The organism is Mesorhizobium loti CJ3sym, assembly GCF_000472785.1.
Classification (GTDB): Bacteria; Pseudomonadota; Alphaproteobacteria; order Rhizobiales; family Rhizobiaceae; genus Mesorhizobium; species Mesorhizobium loti_E.
Map to the genome: position 1 here is coordinate 56,793 of NZ_AXAL01000007.1, position 20,051 is coordinate 76,843.

Annotated in this window: 16 protein-coding genes and 1 pseudogene; 12 read left to right on the forward strand and 5 right to left on the reverse strand. The window is 62.7% G+C overall.

The annotated features are described in order from the left end of the window. Nucleotides 1–17: 17 nt before the first annotated feature. Complete coding sequence (gene dnaE / locus A3A9_RS0110670) at nt 18–3,545, forward strand: DNA polymerase III subunit alpha (RefSeq protein ID WP_027058779.1); 3,528 nt, start codon at nt 18–20, stop codon at nt 3,543–3,545. Between the two features lie 52 nt (nt 3,546–3,597). Continuing rightward, nucleotides 3,598–4,399 (forward strand): annotated as a pseudogene (locus A3A9_RS41130) (potassium channel family protein). A 3-nt stretch (nt 4,400–4,402) separates the two neighbouring features. Here the strand turns inward: A3A9_RS41130 and A3A9_RS0110680 are convergent. Then, entirely contained in the window at nt 4,403–5,284 is an 882-nt protein-coding gene (locus tag A3A9_RS0110680) for a DMT family transporter (RefSeq protein WP_027058780.1), read from the reverse strand. A gap of 179 nt (nt 5,285–5,463) precedes the next feature. Between A3A9_RS0110680 and A3A9_RS0110685 the strand changes: the two genes are divergently transcribed. Next, nucleotides 5,464–5,970 carry a hypothetical protein gene (locus A3A9_RS0110685; RefSeq protein WP_027058781.1) on the forward strand — a complete coding sequence of 169 codons (507 nt, stop codon included), beginning with the start codon at nt 5,464–5,466 and terminating at the stop codon, nt 5,968–5,970. Between the two features lie 19 nt (nt 5,971–5,989). On the opposite strand, the gene A3A9_RS0110690 is transcribed toward A3A9_RS0110685, so the two are convergent. Further along, nucleotides 5,990–7,318, reverse strand: coding sequence for a DNA polymerase IV (locus tag A3A9_RS0110690; protein WP_027058782.1), 1,329 nt, complete (start codon nt 7,316–7,318; stop codon nt 5,990–5,992). Nucleotides 7,319–7,384: 66 nt separating this feature from the next. Here A3A9_RS0110690 and A3A9_RS0110695 point away from each other — a divergent pair, with 66 nt between their 5' ends. Then, nucleotides 7,385–7,972, forward strand: coding sequence for a GNAT family N-acetyltransferase (locus tag A3A9_RS0110695; RefSeq protein WP_027058783.1), 588 nt, complete (start codon nt 7,385–7,387; stop codon nt 7,970–7,972). Between the two features lie 93 nt (nt 7,973–8,065). Then, on the forward strand, nt 8,066–9,622 hold the full coding sequence (locus A3A9_RS0110700; RefSeq protein ID WP_245279017.1) for a hypothetical protein: 1,557 nt from the start codon (nt 8,066–8,068) through the stop codon (nt 9,620–9,622). Nucleotides 9,623–9,703: 81 nt separating this feature from the next. Here A3A9_RS0110700 and A3A9_RS0110705 read toward each other — a convergent pair whose 3' ends face one another. Both A3A9_RS0110705 and A3A9_RS0110710 read right to left on the reverse strand, forming a co-directional pair. Next, on the reverse strand, nt 9,704–10,357 hold the full coding sequence (locus tag A3A9_RS0110705; RefSeq protein WP_027058785.1) for a hypothetical protein: 654 nt from the start codon (nt 10,355–10,357) through the stop codon (nt 9,704–9,706). Beyond that, on the reverse strand, nt 10,354–10,653 hold the full coding sequence (locus A3A9_RS0110710) for a DUF3572 domain-containing protein (RefSeq protein WP_027029196.1): 300 nt from the start codon (nt 10,651–10,653) through the stop codon (nt 10,354–10,356). The genes A3A9_RS0110705 and A3A9_RS0110710 overlap by 4 nt, the downstream gene beginning before the upstream one ends. Nucleotides 10,654–10,857: 204 nt before the next feature. Here A3A9_RS0110710 and A3A9_RS0110715 point away from each other — a divergent pair, with 204 nt between their 5' ends. From A3A9_RS0110715 to A3A9_RS0110730, 3 genes are all read left to right on the forward strand, one after another. Continuing rightward, on the forward strand, nt 10,858–11,274 hold the full coding sequence (locus A3A9_RS0110715; RefSeq protein ID WP_275451165.1) for a response regulator: 417 nt from the start codon (nt 10,858–10,860) through the stop codon (nt 11,272–11,274). Nucleotides 11,275–11,307: 33 nt separating this feature from the next. Continuing rightward, nucleotides 11,308–12,681 (forward strand): PleD family two-component system response regulator, encoded by a 1,374-nt coding sequence (locus A3A9_RS0110720; RefSeq protein WP_027029195.1) that lies wholly within the window; start codon nt 11,308–11,310, stop codon nt 12,679–12,681. Nucleotides 12,682–13,225: 544 nt separating this feature from the next. After that, entirely contained in the window at nt 13,226–14,722 is a 1,497-nt protein-coding gene (locus A3A9_RS0110730; protein WP_051370863.1) for an FAD-dependent monooxygenase, read from the forward strand. A gap of 58 nt (nt 14,723–14,780) precedes the next feature. Here A3A9_RS0110730 and A3A9_RS0110735 read toward each other — a convergent pair whose 3' ends face one another. Continuing rightward, nucleotides 14,781–15,728 (reverse strand): GlxA family transcriptional regulator, encoded by a 948-nt coding sequence (locus tag A3A9_RS0110735; protein ID WP_027058788.1) that lies wholly within the window; start codon nt 15,726–15,728, stop codon nt 14,781–14,783. An 88-nt stretch (nt 15,729–15,816) separates the two neighbouring features. Here A3A9_RS0110735 and A3A9_RS0110740 point away from each other — a divergent pair, with 88 nt between their 5' ends. From A3A9_RS0110740 to A3A9_RS0110755, 4 genes are all read left to right on the forward strand, one after another. Further along, nucleotides 15,817–16,524: a DJ-1/PfpI family protein gene (locus tag A3A9_RS0110740; protein ID WP_027058789.1), complete on the forward strand. Its 708-nt coding sequence runs from the start codon at nt 15,817–15,819 to the stop codon at nt 16,522–16,524. A gap of 130 nt (nt 16,525–16,654) precedes the next feature. After that, a complete protein-coding gene (locus A3A9_RS0110745) occupies nt 16,655–17,389 on the forward strand; it encodes a FadR/GntR family transcriptional regulator (protein ID WP_027029191.1) in 735 nt (244 codons plus the stop codon). Then, entirely contained in the window at nt 17,386–18,573 is a 1,188-nt protein-coding gene (locus tag A3A9_RS0110750) for a PLP-dependent transferase (protein WP_027058790.1), read from the forward strand. Before A3A9_RS0110745 ends, A3A9_RS0110750 begins: the two co-directional genes overlap by 4 nt. A gap of 29 nt (nt 18,574–18,602) precedes the next feature. After that, nucleotides 18,603–19,880 (forward strand): ABC transporter substrate-binding protein, encoded by a 1,278-nt coding sequence (locus A3A9_RS0110755; protein ID WP_027058791.1) that lies wholly within the window; start codon nt 18,603–18,605, stop codon nt 19,878–19,880. Nucleotides 19,881–20,051 lie beyond the last annotated feature (171 nt).

The following is a 20,051-nucleotide window of genomic DNA, read 5'->3' on the forward strand; positions in this document are numbered from 1 at the left end:
TAGCAGCGCGAGAAACCATGGCGGACGACAAACTTCCACGCGACCCCCTGAAGCGCGAAGCCGCGATTGCGGCCGCGCGTCCGGAGGTGCCGGCGCGGCCGTTCGTCCATCTGCGGGTGCATTCGGCCTATTCGCTGCTCGAGGGTGCGCTTCAACTCAGCAAGGTCGTCGGTCATGCGGTCAAGGACGAAGCGCCGGCCATCGCCGTTACCGACACCAACAATCTGTTCGGCGCGCTGGAGTTCGCACAGAAGGCGGTGAAGGACGGCATCCAGCCGATCATCGGTTGCCAGATCGCGCTCGCCTTTTCCGGTGAAAACAGCGACGGCCAGCGTGATCGCCGACGCCAAGGGCCGGAAATGCGGCCTGTGGTCCTGCTCGCCGCGACCGAGGCCGGCTATTCCAATCTGGTTCGGCTTGTCAGCGGCGTCTACCTGGAAACACCGCCCGGTGAGGCGGTACACCTGACCACCGACACGCTGGTTGGGCGGGCCGATGGGCTGATCTGCCTCAGCGGCGGCCCGCGCGGCCCGATCGGCAACGCCTTGAAGGAGGATCGCCGCGATCTGGCCGAGACGCGGCTCCTGACGCTGAAAGCGCTGTTCGACGACCGGCTTTATGTCGAGCTGGATCGGGTCGCGGGCTACGACCGCGTCATCGAACATCAGACGATCGATCTCGCCTACGCGCACGAACTTCCGCTTGTTGCCACCAATGAGGCGTTTTTCTCCTCGCGCGACGATTATGACGCGCATGACGCGCTGATCGCCATCGCCGAGGGCTCGGTCGTTGCCGTCGATAACAGGCGCAGGCTGTCGCCGGACAATTTCCTGCGCAGCCAGGCCGACATGGCAAAGCTGTTCGCCGACCTGCCGGAAGCGATCGACAACACGGTCGAGATCGCGCTGCGCTGCTCCTACTATCCCAAAAACCGCAGCCCGATCCTGCCGCGTTTTACTGGCGGTGATGCCTTAGACAAGGATGCGGCCGAAAAGGCCGAGGCCGCCGAACTCGCCCGCCAGGCGCGCGAGGGGCTGGACGCTCGACTTGCGCTGCACGGACCAACACCGGGCTACACGGTCGAGCAGTATCGCGAGCGGCTCGAATTCGAGCTCGGCATCATCGAGAAGATGAAATTTCCCGGCTACTTCCTCATCGTTGCTGACTTCATCAAATGGGCCAAGGCGCAAGGCATTCCGGTCGGGCCGGGCCGCGGTTCGGGCGCCGGATCGCTGGTCGCCTATTCGACGACCATCACCGACATCGATCCGTTGCGCTTCTCGCTGCTGTTCGAGCGCTTCCTCAATCCGGACCGCGTGTCGATGCCCGACTTCGACATCGACTTCTGCCAGGATCGCCGCGAAGAGGTGATCCGCTACGTCCAGCAGAAATACGGCCGCGACCAGGTTGGCCAGATCATCACCTTTGGTACGCTGCAGGCCCGCGCCGTGCTGCGCGACGTCGGCCGCGTGCTGCAGATGCCCTATGGCCAGGTCGACAAGCTGTCCAAGATGGTGCCGCAGAATCCGGCCAATCCGGTCAAGCTTGCAGATGCCATCGCCAACGAGCCGCGCTTTGCCGAAGAGGCCGAGAGGGAGCCGATCGTCCAGACGCTGCTCGACATGGCGCAGAAGCTGGAGGGGCTTTATCGCCATGCTTCGACGCACGCTGCCGGCATCGTCATCGGCGACCGGCCGTTGTCGGAGCTGGTGCCGATGTACCGCGATCCGCGTTCGGACATGCCGGTCACCCAGTTCAACATGAAATATGTCGAGCAGGCCGGGCTGGTGAAGTTCGACTTCCTCGGCCTGAAGACGCTGACGGTGCTGGAAACAGCGGTCAAGCTGATCCGCCGCCGCGGCATCGACATCGATCTGGCGACAATTCCGCTCGACGATCCCGACACCTACGCCATGCTGTCGCGCGGCGAGGTGGTCGGCGTGTTCCAGGTGGAAAGTGCCGGCATGCGCAAGGCGCTGATCGGCATGCGGCCCGACTGCATCGAGGATATCATCGCGCTGGTCGCGCTCTACCGTCCGGGTCCGATGGAGAACATCCCGACCTACAACGCCAGAAAGCATGGCGAAGAGGAGATGGCCTCGATCCATCCCAAGATCGACCATCTGGTGAAGGAGACGCAAGGCGTCATCGTCTACCAGGAACAGGTCATGCAGATCGCACAGGAGCTGTCCGGCTATTCGCTCGGCGAAGCCGATCTTTTGCGTCGCGCCATGGGCAAGAAGATCCGCGCCGAGATGGACAAGCAGCGCGAACGTTTCGTCTCGGGTGCTGTGGAACGCGGCGTCAACAAGCCGCAAGCCGACTTCATTTTCGACCTGCTGGCAAAGTTCGCCGACTATGGTTTCAACAAGTCGCATGCCGCCGCCTACGCTGTCGTCTCCTACCAGACCGCCTATCTCAAGGCGCATTATCCGGTCGAGTTCCTGGCGGCGTCGATGACGCTCGACATGGGCAACACCGACAAGCTGGCCGACTTCCGCCAGGACGCGTTGCGCCTCGGAATCGAGGTTCTGGCACCGTCGGTGATGACGAGTTTTCGGCCTTTCGAGGTCGGCGAGAACCGCATCTACTACTCGATGGCCGCTCTCAAAGGTGTCGGCGACGCGGCGGTCGAGCATATCGTCACGGTACGTGGCGAAAAGCCGTTCAAGAATCTCGCCGATTTCTGCGAGCGGGTCGATCCCAAGATCGTCGGCAAGCGGGTCTTCGAAAGCCTTATCATGGCTGGCGCGCTTGACTGTTTCGGCCACGACCGCGCTGCGATGCTGGCTGGCGTCGAACGGATGATGGGGCTGGCGTCACTTGCCCAGCAGAATGCCGTTTCCGGCCAGGCCGACATTTTCGGGGCCTCGCTGGGCGCTCAGTCGCAGGCGCTCAATCTGCCGCCGACGGACCCATGGCTCGCCGCCGACCGGCTGCACCGCGAATTCCAGGTCGTCGGCTTCTATCTCTCGGCCCATCCGCTCGACGAATACAAGGCGGCGCTGCAGAAGATGCGGGTGCAAAACTGGGCGGAGTTCTCGGCAGCGGTCAAACGCGGCGCTTCCGCCGGCCGTCTGGCCGGCACGGTGACCAGCAAGCAGGAGCGCAAGACGCGCACCGGCAACAAGATGGGCGTGGTGGCCTTTTCCGACACGTCCGGCCAGTATGAGGCCGTGCTGTTTTCGGAAGGGCTGGCGCAATATCGTGACCTTCTGGAAGCCGGCCGCTCCGTCGTTATCACCGTCGCGGCTGAGGACAGGCCCGAGGGCGTCAATTTGCGCATCAACTCGGTCCAGTCGCTGGAAGACGAGGCAAGCCGCATCCAGAAGGCACTGCGGATTTTCGTCAGGAACGATGGACCGGCATCGATAATCCAGTCCCAGCTTACCCAGCGCGGCGAAAGCCAGGTGAGCATTATAGTGATCAAGGAAGAGGCGCAGGGCGAGGTCGAGATTGCCTTGCAGGGCGGCTACCGCGTCTCGCCACAGATCGCCTCCGCGATGCGCGCCGTGCCTGGCGTGGTCGAAGTGGAGCTGGTGTGATCCCCGCTGTTGACAGGCGTCGGCATCTGCCGCTCGTGTCATCGCGATCGGCATGAAGGTCGCGGAGAAGGACGCACCGCAGGGCGATTTCGCATTGGTGTGGCTGCGCCAAAGGCTGCGCAAACTCTACCATGGGCGCACACCCGCCGCCTTCCGGTTTCAGGTGGCTGCAATCGCCATCGATCTGGCAATCATCGCCTTCTTCATAGCGACACCGGTCATCCAGCAATCGGCCTCGTTCCTGTGGCTGGATTATGCCGTGGCCGCGCTCGTCGGAGCCGATCTGATCGCCAGGCTACTGGCCTCCAACGGCATGCTGCGCCTGATGAAGCAGCCGACCTCCTGGGTGGATGTCTTCATCCTGTTGACGCTGCTGATGCCGACGGCGCTCGCCAATCTCGGCTTTTTGCGCATCCTGCGGCTATGGTCGATGTCGCGCAGCGGTTCGATCTGGCGGCATTTCGAGATGCGTGGGCTGAGACCCGCGCGAGGCGAGCCACGCGGTGATCAACCTTTTGACGTTTCTTTTCGTCATCACCGGCTTTGTCTACACCTTCTTCTTCAGCAACGGGGCCGGGCTGGAGAACTATATCGACGCGCTTTATTTCACCGTCGCGACCGTGACCACGACCGGCTTTGGCGACATCGTGCTGCCGGGAATGGCCGGCAAGCTGACGGCGATCGTCACCATGATCATCGGCATATCGCTGTTCGTCAGCTTGGCGCAGGCCATCTTTCGGCCGGCCAAGGTCTTCTCTCCCTGTCCGCAATGCGGATTGCAGCGGCACGAACCGGATGCGGTGCACTGCAAGGCCTGCGGGCATGTTCTCAACATACCGGACGAAGGGATCTGACTGCTATGAGGCGGCCACTTCAGCCGCCTGTGCCGGCTTGCGCTGCAGGTTGAGCAGATTGCCCATCAGGATCAGCAGCGCGCCACCGGCGGTGAAGGCGTCGATCTGTTCCTTGTAAAGCAGCCAGCCGACCAGCGCCGATAGAGGCACGCGCAGGAAATCCATGGGCGAAATGATCGTAGCGTCGGCATAGGTGAGTGCGCGGGCCATGCAGAAATGCGACGACATGCCGGTGAAGGCGATCAGCAGGATCCACGGCCAAAGCTCAAGCGATGGGGTGCGCCACACGTAGAGCGCCGGGATGAGGCCGACCGCCGACTGGATGATCAACATCCAGAAGATGATGCGCACGACGCTGTCAGTCCGCGTCAGCGATTTGACCAGCACCAGGGAGATGCCGAAGGAGACCGCTGCGCCCAGCACGATCAGATGCCCCGGATCGACCGCGTCGACGCCGGGACGGACGATGACCACCACACCGATCAGGCCGAGCACGACCGCCGCAAGCTTGGGACGGCTCAGCCTTTCGCCGAGAAAAGTCACCGCCAGGATTGCCGTCCAGATCGGCGTGGTGAATTCGATCGAAATCAGCACCGCCAGCGGGATCAGCGTCAACGCGTAAAGCCATGCCGCCTGGCCAGTGTAGTGAACGACGTTGCGGGCAATGTGGGCGAGCGGACGCTGCGTGCGCATCGCGGCAAAGCCACCGCTCGTGAACACCAATGGCAACAGGATGAACAAGCCGATCACCGAGCGCAGTTCCAGCACCTGGAAGACGTTGAGTTCGGCTGTCGTGGCGCGGCCGGCGATCGACATCCCCAGGAAGGAGGTGATCGACAGCGCCATCCAGAACGCAGCCTTGGGGATCGAGGGGGTGGGTGCCATGGCGGATATCTCGCAGGCCGGGGCTTTTGCCGCAATCGCTAGCCGATGTATTCTTCTGGGCCAGTTGTCGCGACCAGCTGGCGGTGTTGGCGGAACCTGATACCGGCACGGGCGTTGAGTCCCGACATTTTATCCTTGCTTTGCAAACCTGCCTTTCCAATATCGACAAGGAGAGTTTCATGAGACCATTCGCGCAAGTCGCGCTTGCTGGTTGCCTGGTGATGGCCGCAGGCGCTGCTCATGCCGACGAGACCAAATTTCTCCAGTCGTTCAAGGGTAATTTCGCCGGCAAGGGCACAGTCCAGGTGACCACGGATGTGCCGAACGTCAGTGTTTCTTGCAGCTTCAAGTCGAACGCGACCTCAACCTCGCTCTCCCTTGATGGCAATTGCCGTGGTCTCGTTGTGGTGTCGCGGGCTATCAGCGCCAATCTGAAGGTCACAGGGGCGAAGTACAGTGGCGTCTATGTCGGATCTCGCACCGGGCCGGCACAGCTGAATGGCAGCCGGTCGGGCAACGCGATCAATCTCGGCATCCGCTGGGCGAAGGAGGTCAACGGTGATCGCAAGGCCAAGATGACGGTCGAGAAGCGAGGCGAGAACGGGATCCGGCTGACGGTCATCGATACCGATCCGAAAACTGGCAAGAGCGTGGTGACGAGCAGGATCGATCTGACGCGCGTCTAGCTCATCGCTGCATCCGGCATCAGTCTTCCAGCGGCTCCGATGGGTGGGCATCGCGGCCCCTGCCGAACGTATAGCCAGTCTCCACCGCCTTGCGGCCAAACTTGTCGCGCAGCGCATCGATGGCACCTTCGGCCATGGCGCGCTTGCGCGACTGGACGTCGACCAGATCCGGCGGATCGGCCTTGTCGTCGTCCGAGAGATCGCTGACGCCGATGCCGAGCAATCGAAATTTCGTCCCGTCGGTTTCTTTGCGCAGAAGCTCCACCCCGGTCTGAAAGATACGGTCCGCGAGTCGGGTCGGGTCGCCGAGTTGGCGGTTGCGCGTGCGCAGCTTGAAATCCTGGGTCTTGAGCTTCAGCACCACGGTGCGCCCGGCAATGCCTGACTTCTTCAACCGCGCCGAGACCTTTTCTGACAGGCCCCTCAGCACCGCGACCAGCTCTTCCAGCGACGCGATGTCGGTGTCGAAGGTGGTTTCGGCCGATACGCTCTTGGCATCCTGGTCGGGGTCGACACGGCGAGCATCCTCGCCACGCGAAAGCCGGTAGAGCCGGTCGCCCATCACGCCGTAGCGGCGCATCAGGTCGCCACGCTCCATCTTATGAAGCTGGCCAATGGTGCGGATGCCGTCGCGCTCCAGCGTGGCGTTGAACGCCTTGCCGACGCCCCAGATCATGGTCACCGGCTGCTCGGCCAGGAAACCGACCGCCTCGGCCTCGCCAATGACCGAAAAGCCGCGCGGCTTGCGGAAGTCCGAAGCGATCTTGGCGAGGAATTTGCAATAGGAAAGCCCGGCCGAAACGGTGATGCCGATCTCCTTCTCTACCGCCTGTGCAAAGCGCGCCAGCACCACCGCCGGCGGCAGGCCGTGCAGCCGCTCGGTACCGGCGAGGTCGAGAAATGCCTCGTCGATCGACAATGGCTCGACCAGCGGCGTCAGCGCCTGCATCATGGCGCGCACCTCGCGGCCGACGCGCACGTATTTTTCCATGTTGGGTGGGATCACGACCGCCTCGGGGCAGGCCTCGAGCGCCTTGAACATCGGCATGGCCGAGCGCACGCCGCGGATGCGGGCGATGTAACATGCCGTGGAGACCACCCCGCGCTTGCCACCGCCAATGATCAGCGGCTTGTCCTTGAGCGCCGGGTTGTCGCGCTTTTCGATCGCCGCGTAGAAAGCGTCGCAATCGATATGGGCCAGATGCAGCCGGTAGAGCTCGGGATGGCGGGCAAGGCGAGGGCTGCCGCAGCGCTCGCAGCGGCGCGTTTCACCGCGCTGAAACGTCAGGCAGTCGCGGCAAAAACCGTGATCGGGATTGTTGACAGGGGCCGCCATCGCTGCGAACATAAAGAGAACAAACGCAATGGTACGACAGTGCAAGGCCAGCGACAAGCTTGGCCTGGGGAGAACCGCATGAGCACGACGATAGTGCCGCTGGCGCCTGAGCTCTGGCCTGAATTCGAGGACCTTTTTGGCAAGCAGGGCGCCTGCTACGGCTGTTGGTGCACGCATTTCCGACTGGCGCCGGCGGCGCGGCGCGAGAGCAGCCGCGAACGCAACAAGGACCATATCAAGGCGCGTATCGAAGCAGGCCCGCCGCCCGGCGTGCTGGCGTTCGAGGATGGCAGTGCGGTCGGCTGGATGCAGATCGGGCCCCGCGCCGACGTGCCCGAATGGAACAACAAGGGCAGGGGCTCGGCACCGATCGATCCCGCCGACGCTTCCGATCCGGCCGTGTGGGCGATCTCGTGCTTTTTCATCCGCGCCAAGGCGCGCGGCCGGGGCATCACGCATCGCCTCGTGGAAGGGGGCATCGATTTCGCCCGCCAGAATGGGGCACGGCTTGTCGAGGCCTGCCCGATCGACCTGTCGCGCGATTCGCGTTCGATCGGCCTGTTTGTCGGCTCATCGCAGGTTTTCGAGAAGGCCGGTTTCGAAAGGCTTGTGGAACGCAAGGCCGGCCGGCCGCTGATGCGGCTGATGCTGGAACCGGGTGCCTGAACATCATCGTCTTGCAGTTGTGATGGTATTTCCCTACCAGAAGGATGAGACAATTTTTGCCTTTCGACCAAACGGAGAATCCTCGTGAACCGTATGTTGCCAGTTGCCTTTACCGCGCTTCTGCTCAGCGCGCCCGCTTTCGGCCAGAGCGTCGACAGCCAGGGTGCGAAGCAATTGTCCGATGACCTGTCCCGCTATGTCGGCAAACAGGCGCTCGACAAGGGCATCCTGAAGGTTTCGGCCGAAGGCGACGCCTACAAGATCGTCTTCGATTTCAAGGCGCTGGCCGCGACCTTCCCCGATCAGAAGCTGGGGAAATTCGACTTTGCCCCCTACGCCTTGCTGGTCAAGCCGCGCAGTGACGGGACCTGGGATGTCTCGATGGACTTCTCGCAAAGCGCGTCCTTCGAGTTCAATGGGCCGGAGGGGCTGCAAAGCACGCAGTTTTCGATCAAGGACGGCAAGGGATCCGGCGTCTACGACCCAAAGCTGGCGGCCTTCATCAGCGGCGCCAGTTCGATCGCCGGCATGACGATGGCTTCCAAGGATGGCAAGCAGCAGATCGAAGCGAGCGCTGGTGCCGGCACCGCGACAATCGCTGCCACGAAAGCCGCCAATGGCGGTGTTGATTTCACCACGTCGCAGAAAGTCTTGAATTTCGTCGAAGCGGTAAAATTCAATGATCCCGAGAACGGGCTGAATTTTCCAGTCACAGTGAAGTCGCCGGAATTGTCGGTGGAAGCCAGCGGCAAGGGCGTGCAGACCAAACCGTTGCTCGACCTCCTGGCATTTGCCGTGGCCAATGAGGACGAGAAAACGCTGAAGGCAAACCAGGCGCAGCTGAAGTCGCTTCTGCTCGCCGCGCTTCCGGTATGGGAGCGCATCGAAGGTACCTATGGCTTCAAGGATTTCGCCGTCGACAGCCCGATCGGCACGTTCGGGGCGACGCAGCTCAGCACTTCGTTCGGTACCGACGGCGTCTCTCAGAGCGGCAAGATCACCTATGGCATCAAGGCGTCGGGGCTGACCGTGCCGCAGCAGCTTCTGCCGAGCTGGAGCGTGGCACTGCTGCCCACCGACATCGACCTGAACTTCGGCGGCGCCAATATCGATCTCGACAGCATGGCGAAGAAGGCGATCGAAACCTTTGATCTCAATCAGGATCCGCCGCTGTCGGCCGAGTTCGGCGACCAGCTCAAAGCCGACTTCCTGGCCAAGGCGCCGAAGGTCGTTGTCGGCCACAGCACGATCAAGAACAAGGACATGGAGATCGCGCTGGAAGGCGAGATGACAAGCTTCAGCGAGAAGCCCGATGCAAATCTGACCGTCGATGTCGCCGGCTTCGACAAGATCATGGCGCATCTGCAGGACGCTGCAAAGGCGGAGCCGGAGTTGGGGCAGTATGTGCCTGTCGCTCTCATGGCCAAGGGTTTTGCCAAGACGCTGCCGGACGGCCGGCTGGAATGGGCTGTCAGCACCAAGGCTGATGGCTCGGTCACCGTCAATGGCGTCATGCTGAAGGCCGCCGATCCGGCGGTGGACGACAGCGTCAACGGTGGTGACAACGGGGACGCTGGCGGCGGCGCCAATAGCGGTAGCGACAATGGCGGCGGCGACAACGGTGGGGCCGGCGCTAAGCTGAGCCCTTGAGGGTTCGGCTCTCAAGCAATTCCCAAGGGAAAGCGCCATGCGCTTTTCCCGCTTCACACTTTTCCTGGAATTGCTCGACGTTCAGAGCCCCAGCGCGGCCACGATCTTCGGCGCGGCTTCGTGCCAGTCCTGGACGACGATGATATCGTCCGGGACCGCCGGCAGGAACGCGCGCAGCGAATTGTCGGCCATCAGGTGGAAAAGATTGGCGTCGCCGACCGATTCCCGGACCGACGCCAGATTGTGCGGCTGATCGTCGACGAAGACCACCGGCCTGCCGCTCTCGCCGCGCAGCCTGGCGACCGCCGGTCCCTTGGCCATTTCCGTGGTCAGCAGCGGATATTTCAGCCCCAGGGCATCGAGATGCGCGCGACGGACGCCACGATGCCTGTGCGGCATGGCCGTCAGCAATATGATTTCCGCGCGGTCGCCAAGCCTTGCCAGGGCTTCCGCTGCGCCGTCGGTGATGCTTTGCCAATCGGCTTGCGCGTCGAAGAAATCGCCTAGCAAAGTCGTGACTTCGGGCTGTTCGATCAGGCGGCCGCTGGCCGTTTCGGCGATGTTGCCGGTCAGCCGGAAGGACGCCAGCGTCAGGCCGTACCCGCGCGACTTCAGGAAATGCGGGAAGGGGCGGATGAACTCGAGCACCACGTCGTCGACGTCAAGCACCAGCAAGGGCCGGTCGTCGGCCGAAAGTTCCTCGATCTGGCGCAAGGTTTCTGGATCATCGCTCATATGGAATGCTCATGGTTGTCGTCGCCGAGCGGCAGTGCGCGCAACGCCTTGCCGACGGCTGCCGGCGGCGTGCCGGTTTCCTCGGCAAAGCGCATCAGGGTCGGCTCGTGGGCGAGAATGAACTGCAGCACGCCGGCCAGAAAACCCGGCTCGCCGGCGGCCTTGCGGATCGAATGCGCCTCTATTCCGGTGATCGCCAGAAAACGCGGCAACAGCTCCGGATCGGAGGCGACAAAGCCCAGCGCCTTCACGGCAATGGTTTCCGCCTCTTCGCGCATTGACGTCGCGTTTGCCATCACTACCTTTGGTATGTGGAAATGAGTCTCTTCCGCATTAATGGCAAGAATTGCTTGCGGCAAGCCTCTACAGCGCGGGCGCGCCTATTGGACGCGCAGGCAGGCGAGATGGAATTCGTGCTGCCTTGCAGCCCGAGGGTTTCCGTTTCGTCAATCATATTGCCGTATAGTGAAGCAGGGTTTGGTGCGTTCAACGAAGGGCGCATGACGGCCACCTTCGAGCGGAAGGACGGCCGGGACGGGATGTCGATGCCGAAGAAGGTCATGATCGTCGAGGACAATGAGCTCAACATGAAGCTCTTTCGGGACCTCATCGAAGCAAGCGGCTACGAGACAGTGCGCACCCGCAACGGTCTGGAGGCGCTCGACCTGGCGCGAAAGCACCGTCCGGATCTCATCTTGATGGACATCCAGTTGCCAGAAGTGTCGGGGCTGGAAGTGACCAAATGGCTGAAGGAGGACGACGATCTGCACGTCATCCCGGTCATCGCGGTGACCGCTTTTGCCATGAAGGGCGACGAGGAACGCATCCGCCAGGGTGGCTGCGAGGCCTATATTTCGAAGCCGATCTCGGTGCCGCGTTTCATCGAAACCATCAAATCCTACCTGGGGGATGCCTGATGTGCCTTTCCAGCCGAGCCGGAGCCTTGTGAAATGACCGCGCGGATCCTCGTCGTCGACGACATCCCTGCCAATGTCAGGCTGCTGGAAGTCCGGCTGCTGGCTGAATATTTCGAGGTGTTGACGGCCAGCAACGGGCCTGACGCCATCGAGACCTGCGAGAACGGCAAGGTCGATGTCGTGCTGCTCGACGTGATGATGCCCGACATGGACGGGTTCGAGGTCTGCCGCAGGCTGAAGAGCGACCCGGCGACAGCGCATATTCCGGTGGTGATGATCACCGCGCTTGACCAGGTGTCCGACCGCGTGCGCGGGCTGGAGGCGGGTGCCGACGATTTCCTGACCAAGCCGGTCAACGACCTGCAACTGATGACGCGCGTGAAGAGCCTGGTCCGGCTGAAGTCGTTGACCGACGAATTGCGGCTTCGGGCTTCGACAACGCGCAACATCGGCATCGAAGAACTGCTCAGCCGCAATTACGCGTCGGAAGACACGATGCCGAAAGTGCTGCTGATCGACGAACGCAAATCGTCCGTCGAGCGCATTCAGAAAATGTTGCGTGATCGCGCCGACCTCGACGTCACCGGCGACCCGCATGCCGGGTTCTTCCAGGCGGCCGAGACATCCTACGAGTGCGTGATGATCTCGACAGCCTTTGCCGATTTCGATCCGCTCCGGCTCTGCTCGCAATTGCGCTCGTTGGACCGCACCCGTTTCGTGCCGATCATCCTTTTGGCGGAAGAGGGCGAGGAGGAGCGCATCATCCGCGGCCTCGAACTCGGCATCAACGACTATCTGATGCGGCCGATCGACCAGCAGGAACTCACCGCACGGCTGCGCACCCAGGTGCGCCGCAAGCGCTATAACGACCAGCTGCGCGCCAGCGTCACCCAGACCATCGAAATGGCGGTGACCGACGGCCTGACCGGCCTGCACAACCGCCGCTATCTCGACAGCCATCTGCAGACGCTGTTCGACCGCGCTGTCGCGCGGCGCCGGCCGCTGTCGGTGATGATCACTGATCTCGACCGCTTCAAGTCGATCAATGACGCGCACGGCCATGATGGCGGCGACGAGGTGCTGCGGGAATTCGCTCGGCGGCTGCGCAAGAATGTCAGGGGTATCGACCTTGCCTGCCGGTTCGGCGGTGAGGAGTTTGTGGTGGTGATGCCGGATACAGATGGCGTGGTGGCCGAAAAAGTGGCCGAACGCATCCGTGCCGAAATCGCCCAAATGCCGTTTGCCATCGGTGCAGACGGCAAGACGATCGAGGTCACGGTCAGCGTTGGCGTGTCGTCGGTGCTGAAGGGCGTTGATACCGTGGCCGCGCTGATGAAGCGCGCGGATCTTGCGCTTTACGAAGCCAAGAGCGGCGGCCGCAACCGTGTCGTTGCCAAGGCGGCATGACCGCCCAGGCTGGATTGTCCAGTCAACCCGACAGGGTTACCCGTTTACCTTAATCCAAGCGATTCGCGAGCGTTGGTTAAGAAACTGTTGATTTTCATAAGCTCTTGCGCAAATGTGCAGGCCAAGACGAAGCCGGCACGAGGGTAGATAGCCGGCTCGATCCCTAGAAATACCCCATGATGCTCAGGTCCGCCGCATCTCCTGGGTCCGTGGGGTCGGCCGGCCGGCGCTGGCACATAGTGGCCTCCTCGTACCGCTGCCAAACGCCGACCGGCCCCCTTTTGTCCGACGAGACATCAGGATTCTGAACCAAGCCCCGGAAGTGCCGGGGCTTTTTTGTGCGCGAAGTCCAGTAGCGCTTCCTGAACTGTGACAGCTGCATATGCGTTGCTGCCGCGCACGCAGTGACTCTTATTGCCGTACAGGGGAACGGGGGCATCTACCCCCTCCGTATCATACATATGGCGCACAAGGGGCTTGCGGCAAGACCCGGTTGTTCCCGTAAAACCGCGGCCCCAAGCCAGCGGAAACGGGAGTGACGAGAATGGGTATTGTGTCGCCAGCAGATGGGTTGCGTCGGGGGCATGCTGTGGTGATCGCCGGAGGCGGTCCGACGGGGTTGATGCTCGCGGGCGAGCTCGCGTTAGCCGGCGTCGATGTCGCCATTGTCGAGCGGCGTCCTAACCAGGACCTCATCGGCTTGCGCGCGGGTGGCCTCCACGCGCGCACCATCGAGTTGCTCGACCAGCGCGGAATTGCCGACCGGTTTCTCTCTCAGGGACAGCGCTTCCCGACCGTCGGCTTCCATATGATCCGTTTGGACATCGGCGACTTTCCCAGCCGGCACAATTATCTGTTGGCGCTGCGGCAAAACCATATCGAGCGGATATTGGCGGACTGGATCAACGAGTTGGAGGTGCCGATCTATCGCGGAGAAGAAGTCACGGGTTTTGCCCAGGATGATGATGGCGTCTACGTGGAATTGTCCGTTGGCCGACGGCTGAGGGCGCAGTACCTCGTCGGCTGCGACGGCGGACGCAGCACGATCCGAAAGGCTGTGGGCATCGAGTTCACCGGATGGGACCCGACGATGAGCTGGATGATCGCCGAGGTCGAGATGGCGCAGGAACCGGCATTGGGCTTTCGCAGCGACGCCTACGGAATTCATGCGATAGGCAAGATCGAGGAAAGCGACCGGGTGGGTGTCGTGCTGACTGAGAGGCAACTGACCATCGGCGGCGAACCGACGCTGCGCGATCTCAGCGAGGCGCTTGTCGCTGTCTACGGCACCGACTACGGGGTCCACAGCCCGACCTGGCTCTCCCGGTTCACCGACATGACACGGCAGGCTGCCGCCTACCGCGACAGACGCGTCCTGCTGGCCGGCGATGCCGCCCATATCCATCCCCCAACGGGCGGGCAGGGCCTCAACATCGGAGTGCAGGACGCGGTCAATCTGGGATGGAAGCTGGCCCAGGTGGTCAAGCGCACCTCGCCGGAAAGCCTGCTCGACAGCTATCATGCCGAGCGTCATCCGGTCGCCGCCCGCGTCCTGCGCAACACGATGGCGCAGGTCGCTCTTCGTCGTACCGATGACCGCACCAAGGCCTTGGCCGACACTGTTGCCGAACTGCTCGGCATGGACGAGCCCCGCAAACGAATTGCCGCGGAGATGTCCGGACTGGGCGTTCACTATGACCTGGGCGAGGGGCACCCCCTGCTTGGGCGGCGAATGCCCGATTTCGATCTGATCACTACCAATGGCCCGTTGCGGGTCTTCAGCTTGTTGCACGATGCGCGGCCGGTGCTTCTCAACCTTGGCGAACCAGGCAGGCTGGACATTACGCCTTGGGCGGATCGGGTTCGGCAGATCGATGCTTTGTATGATGGTACCTGGGAGCTTCCGGTGCTCGGGACGGTCGCCGTGCCCGACGCCGTGTTGGTCCGGCCCGATGGATATGTGGCTTGGGTTGGGACTGGAACCCAGCAGGGGCTGGCTGACGCGCTGATCACCTGGTTCGGACCGCCCGCGGCCAGTTAGCGGCGACCTCCTGGTCGCTGCGCACTTCGGACTGGAAATGGTGCCGCAGGCCTTTGCGTCAGAAGCGTTCGCGATAATCGCGCGGGTTTGTACCGAGGACGCGTAGAAAGCCGCGCCGCATCGTCTCTTCCGATCCGAAGCCGCAGCGGCGGGCCGTCTGGTTGACGGCCTGGCCCCGCTCCAGCATCCGTCGCGCCGCCTCGATCCGGATCTCCTCGATCGCGCGCGCAGGTGTGCGGCCCGTTGCCACCCGATAGTGCCTGGAGAAACTGCGCGGGCTCATATTGGCGCGCTCGGCCAGGGTCGGCAGCGAAAGGTCGCCGTCCAGATTGTCCTGGATCCAGCCATGCAGCCGGTCGAAGCGTTCGTCGCCTTGCTGCAGCTTGAGCGTCTGGCTGAACTGCGCTTGGCCACCGGGGCGTTTCAGGAAGACCACCAACTCGCGCGCCACTGCAAGCGCCACGCGCCGGCCAAGGTCGGTCTCGACGAAGGAAAGGGCGAGATCTATGCCCGCCGTCACGCCTGCCGACGTCCAGACATTGCCGTCACGGATGAAGATCGGGTCGGGTTCGAGGCGGACCGCCGGAAAGCGTTTCGCGAACTCGGCGCAGCGTCCCCAGTGGGTAACCGCACGCCGGCCGTCGAGCAGTCCTGCCGTCGCCAGAAGCATAGCGCCACTGCACACGGAAGCCGTTCGTGTGGCGTCGTGCGAGCGGCCAACTATCCACTGGACGAGTTCGGGATCCTCGCAGGCCGCGTTGACGCCCCATCCGCCAGGCACGATCAGCGTGTCGATCTCCAGCCCGTGCGGCGGCAGCGCCGCTGTCTCCAGCACGAGACCGGCCGATGTCCTGATCCGCGGCGAGGCGGCGACGACCGCGACCTGGTAGGGAGCTGGTTCGCCGGCTTGCGTCCTGAAGTCGTTGGCGCTGGCGAAAACCTGAAGCGGCCCGCTGACATCGAGGAGCTGGATGTCGGGATAGGCAAGGATTTCGATGTGGCGCATGGCGATTTGGCTTGAAACGAGGGATGATTGGCGATCGTGCCAAAGCATGATGCCTTAGATTGGCTGGAGTCAACCTATGGAGCGTTCCATGACCCTTCGTTTCGGCATTCTCGTCTTCCCCAATGTCCAGCAGCTCGACCTCACTGGCCCTTATGAAGTCCTGGCATCGGCAGAGGGCGCCGAGGTGGAATTGATCTGGAAGGATCGCAATCCGGTGATGTCGTCGACGCGACTGTCGCTCAGCCCAACGGCGACCTTCGACGATTGCCCACCTCTCGATGTGCTGTGCATTCCGGGTGGAGGCGGCGTCAACACGCTGCTGGAGGACCAGGCCGTCCTCGATTTTGTGCGGGAGCGCGCTGCGCAGGCACGCTATGTCACTTCGGTATGCAGCGGCGCCCTGGTGCTGGGTGCCGCCGGCCTGCTCAAAGGCAGGCGGGCGACGACGCATTGGTATGCGCATGATTTTCTTGCTGAATTCGGCGCCATTGCAGTCGATGAGCGAATTGTCGAGGACGGAAACCTGATAACCGCCGGTGGCGTCACCTCGGGGATCGATTTCGGTCTTCTCCTTGTCGCCAGGCTTCTCGGTCAGGCCGAGGCCGAAACGGTGCAGCTCTCGCTCGAATATGCCCCGGCTCCTCCGTTCCAATCGGGCACGCCCGCACAGGCTTCACCTTCCGTGCTGGCGGAAGCAAAGAAGCGGCTCGCGGGTTCGAGGCGGGTTCGCGAGGACATGTTCGCGCGCTGGCGCGCCACTCGCGCAGCCGTCACGCCAGCGCGAAGCCAGGCTTGAACTGACGGGCCGAACGACGCCATGGCGTGCCGTTCGGTCCGTCCTCGTTTCGGCTGTTGACACGTCTCGCCGTCCATGCAGAATTGGTTGGACCATTGGACCACTTGTGCATCGCTTTCGGGGAGGATTTGTGGATCAGAACAGCCTGCCACCCATTCAGACGACGGCGCGCGATGACGCCGTGCTGAAGGCGTTGGTGGGCTTTGTTCGCGCCGAGGCCTTGCAGCCTGGCGAGCGGCTGCCGACCGAGCGGATCCTGGCCGAGCGGCTGAAGGTCAGCCGCAACACAGTGCGCGAGGCGCTGACGCGCTGGGAAGGGCTCGGCCTCGTCGAGCGCCGGCAAGGCAGCGGCACCTATCTCAAGGCGGCTGTGTCACCCGACATGCTGCACATGCCGCTGACCCTGGCGGGCGGCAATGATTTCACCAGCCTGATGCAGACGCTGGAAATCCGCCGGGCGCTCGAAGCTGAAGCGGCTGCCCTGTGCGCCGAACGCGCCAGCCCGGCCGATATCGCCGAGATCGAGCGCAAGCTCGACATCATGGAGCAGGCTTTTCGCACCCGCGACGGCATGTCGTCGGAAGAGGACTGGGAGTTCCACCAGGCGATTTACCGCGTCTCCGGCAATCCGCTGTTCGAACAGATCATCGCCGCCATGCACGAGCTGTTCCACCGCTTCTGGGAGCATCCGCTCGGCGTGCGCGATTTCGGTCACGCCAGCTTTCCCTACCACCGCACCATGTACGAACGCATCATCGCTCGCGACCCGCAAGGCGCCCGTGCCGAGGCGCTCAAGCTGATCGCTACCGTCGAGGACGATTTGAAGCGCGGTGCCGCCAAACTCAAACTCTCGAGCCAGACATGAACGAGCATCCCTCAGGTTTCGACCACGATTATCTTGCCGAGGCGGCTACGCTTTTGGCGCATGACGAGCCGTTCCCCGGCGGCGCGGTGGTGCCGCCGATCTATCAGACGTCGCTGTTCACCTTCGCCAACTATGCCGAAATGGCCGACACCTTTGCCGGCAAACGAAAGCAGCCGATCTATTCACGCGGTGACAATCCGACGGTAATGGAGTTCGAGGCGCGCGTGGCCGCGCTCGAGGGCGCCGAGGCCGCGCGCGGCTTCTCCAGCGGCATGGCGGCGATCAGCGCCACGGTGCTTGCCTTTGTCGGGGCAGGCGAGCGCATCGTTGCGGTGCGCAATTGCTATGGCGATGCCTATCGGCTGTTCGAACGGCTGCTGCCGCGGCTGAACATCAAGGTCGATTATGTCGACGGCTCCGACCCGGATGCGGTGGCGGCGGCTCTTCCCGGCGCCAAGCTGCTCTATCTGGAAAGCCCGACCTCGATGATGTTCGAGCTGCAGGACCTGCCGCATCTGACGCGGCTGGCGAAAGAGCAAGGCATTATCACAACGATCGACAATTCCTGGGCGACGCCGGTGTTCCAGAAGCCAATCACGCACGGCGTCGACCTGGTGCTGCATTCGGCCTCGAAATATCTCGGCGGCCACAGCGACACCGTCGCCGGTGTGGTGGCGGGCTCGGCCGCCCATATCAAGCACATCAACGAGCAGACCTATTCCTATCTTGGCGGCAAGCTGTCGCCGTTCGAGGCCTGGCTGCTGCTGCGCGGCCTGCGCACGCTGCCGCTGCGTCTGCCGCACCACATGAAGAGCGGGCTCATTATCGCCGAGCGGCTGAAGGCGCATCCCAGTGTCGAGCGGGTCAACCATCCCGTCTATTCGAACCATCCGGGCAAGGCGACGCTGGCCGGTTATGCCGGTCTGTTCTCCTTCGAGGTGACGGACGATATCGACATTCCCGTCTTCGTCGACGCGTTGAACTATTTCCGCATCGGCGTCAGCTGGGGCGGGCATGAAAGCCTGGTCGTGCCGGCCAAGGCGTCGCTGGAACAGACGCCAGGACTGAATTCGATGGCGCGCTTCGGCGTCAGCCCCCGAACCATCCGCTTCAATGTCGGATTGGAAAGTGTCGAAGACCTCTGGGCCGACGTCGCCCAGGCCTTCGAAAAAGCCAGAAAATAACAAGCGGGTTCAAAATGGGAGTCTTGAACATGAAAAAACTGACCGTCATGCTTGCCACCGTTGCGGGGCTGGCGATTTCCGCCGGAGGCGCGCTGGCCGATTCGACCCTGAAAATGGTCGAAGTCATCACCAGCCCGCCGCGCACAGAGTTCCTGAAAAAGCAGATCGCCGAGTTCGAAGCCGCCAATCCAGGCGTCAAGGTCGAGCTGATCTCGCTGCCCTGGGGCCAGGCCTTCGAAAAGTTCCTGACCATGGTGCAGGCCGGCGATACGCCAGACGTGGTCGAGATGCCGGAGCGCTGGATGGGCCTCTATGCCAACAACGCCCAGCTTGAGGATCTCGGTCCCTACATGGCCAAATGGGATGACGCCAAGACGCTGGGTGACCGCGCCAAGCAATTCGGCTCGACCGTCAACAACACCCAGTTCATGATCCCCTACGGCTATTATGTGAACGCGCTGTTCTGGAACAAGAAGCTGTTCAAGCAAGCCGGTCTCGACGGTCCGCCGGCGACGCTCGACGATTTCATCGCCGACTCCAAGAAGATTTCGGCCATCCCGGGTAAATACGGCTACTGCCTGCGCGGCGGACCCGGTGCCTTCAACGGCATGCACATGTTCATGAACATTGCCGCGGGCAAGGGTGGTTACTTCAACGAAGATGGCACCTCGACCATCAACGATGAGGGCTCGGTCAAGGGCCTGCAGATGCTGGCCGACATGTACAAAAACGGCCTTGCGCCGAAGGATGCCGTAAGCTGGGGTTTCAACGAAACCGTGACGGGCTTCTATTCCGGCACCTGCGCCATGCTCAACCAGGATCCGGACGCATTGCTCGGCATCGCCGACAAGATGAGCGCTGACGATTTCGCCGTGGCGCCATTGCCGGTCGGTCCGAGCGGCAAGTCCTATCCGACGCTCGGCTATGCCGGCTGGGCGATGTTCGCCAACTCGCAGCACAAGGACGATGCCTGGAAGCTGATGTCGACGCTGCTCTCGCCCAAGGACAATCTGGAATGGGCCAAGGAAGTCGGCGTCGTCCCGATCCACAATGGCGCCGACCAGGATCCGCATTTCAAGACCGAGCAGTTCAAGGGCTGGTTCACCGAGCTCAGCGACAGCTCGAAATATGAAATGGTGACGCCGCCGACGCATCTGGAAAACCTCGGCAATTTCGTCGACCAGGTGGCGATCAAGAATTTCCAGGAAGTGCTGCTTGGCCAGAAGACGGCCAAGGACGTCGCCGACCAATGGGCTGCCTTCCTGACCAAGGAACAGCAGGACTGGCTGGCCAAGAACAAGAAGTAGTTTTCTTCCCTTCTCCCCGTTTCACGGGGAGAAGGTGGCCCGAAAGGGCCGGATGAGGGGCGGCGCCAGCACCCCAAGGCCCGCGCTGCCCCTCATCCGCCTGCCCGTCCTCCGCAGCCGCTCCGCTGCCGCTTCGGAGGGTGGACCGGCATCTTCTCCCCGTGAACGGGG